Source organism: Alteromonas sp. AO-Serp (genome assembly GCF_017849675.1).
Taxonomy (GTDB): Bacteria; Pseudomonadota; Gammaproteobacteria; order Enterobacterales; family Alteromonadaceae; genus Alteromonas; species Alteromonas macleodii.
In genome coordinates this window covers 1-1,559 of sequence record NZ_JAFLMX010000351.1, presented here as the reverse complement: position 1 = coordinate 1,559, position 1,559 = coordinate 1, and the positions used below count along the sequence as shown (strand labels likewise).

At 41.8% G+C, this 1,559-nt stretch carries 1 protein-coding gene and 1 pseudogene; one reads left to right on the top strand and one right to left on the bottom strand.

Translation table 11 applies throughout. The annotated features are described in order from the left end of the window. The coding region (locus QVA83_RS21985; RefSeq protein ID WP_287498966.1) for a CreA family protein at window positions 1–157 on the top strand (157 nt) is incomplete at its 5' end. A gap of 50 nt (window positions 158–207) precedes the next feature. Here the strand turns inward: QVA83_RS21985 and QVA83_RS21980 are convergent. Further along, window positions 208–1,411: pseudogene (locus QVA83_RS21980) on the bottom strand (IS3 family transposase). Window positions 1,412–1,559: the final 148 nt, after the last annotated feature.

The following is a 1,559-nucleotide window of genomic DNA, read 5'->3' as shown; positions in this document are numbered from 1 at the left end:
GTTTTTCAAGAATATGAAGCTTCGAAGAATTTATGATGCCGACTCAAAAACACTGATTTATTTGTCTTACAGTACTAAAGATACGTCTGGCAGTTACAAACATAGTTTGTCTACGGTACCACTATGGGAAACGCTAGCGTTTAAAAAGCCCGCGTAGCGAAACGCATTAACTTGACTAGTCCTGAAATAGGTTGACACTTATTTCGGTTAAAACGCCCGATGTATTTCATCGGGCGTTTTGTATTTAAGGGCCAGATGTGGCCGCCTACCATTATAGATTGCTACTGATTCTGCAACCATCTTTCTCGCTTCTTCTAAATCTCTTGGCTTATGGAGTAAGTATTCATTTTTAAGAATACCGTTTATCCGCTCAGCAAGGGCGTTTTGATAGCAATCGTAGCCATCTGTCATTGAGCACTGTACATCATGTTTTCTATGGAGTTTTTGATACTCTTCTGAGCAATACTGTATACCTCTGTCAGAATGATGTACGAGTTTTTCGTTTGTACTTTTTTGTTTAAGCGCTCGAGTAAATGCTTGCTTTACTGACTGCGTTCGCATGTTATCGTCAACCTGATAGCCCACAATCTTCCGCGAATAAGCATCTGTAATGAGACTCACATAACTCTCTCCACCTCGCGTCGGTAAGTATGTGATAACTGCTACCCATAGCTGATTGGGTTTATCGGCTTTTAACCCCGCTTTAATGAGGTTGGGATGACAGCGGAACCGATGATGACTATTCGTTGTTTTGTGATAGGCACGCTTTGTCGGCACCAGTAGACGCCTTTCTCTTAGTAAATTAAAGAGATGATCCCTACCAATATCTATTTTTACGAGCGCAAGAAGATACTGTAGTTTCCTAGTGCCGATGCGAGGTTGCATCATTCGCTCCTGACGTACGAACTGAATGACTCTAGCCTCACGCGCTTCGCGCTTGAGTGAACGAGCACAATGTTGGTAATAGGCCTGACGAGAAATATTCAGATAACGACAAGCTTTGGCTACGGAAACCCCGTCTATCACTTTTTCCTGGATGACTTTCTTTTGCGCTTTTTTACAACGCTAACTCCATAATCAGTTTCAAGAACATTCACGACGGCTTCGAAGAAATCAGCTTTCATTTTCGTATCAGCAAGCTCTTTCTCCAGAGCCTTAATACGCTGTTCTGGAGTGAGCTCTACTTTGGACTTATCCACGCAGTTACCTCGTTTAAGAAGCTTAGGTGTACCATACGTCCAATTTAGACGACCATGCTTACGAAGCCAAACTAAAACCGTTGAACACCCCTGAATTCCGTAGTGGTCTTGTGCTTGTTTATATGTGAATTCGCCTTTTTCAACTTGTCTACAACGGCCAGTTTAAAAGCGAGGGAATAATCGCGTTGAGTTCTTTTGCTATTTGATTTCATTACACTCTCCAAATTAAGTTTGAAAAGTGTCAACGCTATTTAGGATGGGTCAACTCAATATTAAAAAGCCCTCTTACATGAGGGCTTTTTGATGCTAGCACCTTGTATTTAATCTATCCACGCGGTTGTAGAGTAGGCTATTAGCAAT